Raw genomic sequence first — 278 nt, 5'->3', positions numbered from 1 at the left:
GTGAATGTCAAGTGAAAAATATGGCTGATAAGAACGAGCTAAAACAAATCAATACAGATCTTTCGAAATTTCAGTTGGAGGAAACGACGAGCCCGAGCCAATTGAACGAGGTCTCGACATGTCCAGACTTCACGTTTTCAAATTCATTAAGATCCCCAGAAGGGCCCATGAGGGGCAGGTCTGTGAAGGAGTTCGAAGAACAACTAGCATCCCTGAAAAAGGAAAACTTCAATCTGAAAATCCGTATCTATTTTTTGGAAGAACGAATGGGAGCCAAC

1 protein-coding gene is annotated in these 278 nt (G+C 42.4%); it reads left to right on the top strand.

The window, feature by feature from the left end:
* Window positions 1-20: 20 nt before the first annotated feature.
* On the top strand, window positions 21-278 hold a 258-nt coding region (locus SM755_RS23525), incomplete at its 3' end, for a centrosomin N-terminal motif 1-containing protein (RefSeq protein WP_323174820.1).

This window comes from Natrialba sp. PRR66, assembly GCF_034808065.1.
GTDB classification, from domain to species: Archaea; Halobacteriota; Halobacteria; order Halobacteriales; family Natrialbaceae; genus Natrialba; species Natrialba aegyptia.
The sequence above is the reverse complement of the archived record's forward strand: the minus strand, read 5'-3'. Positions and strand labels throughout refer to the sequence as shown.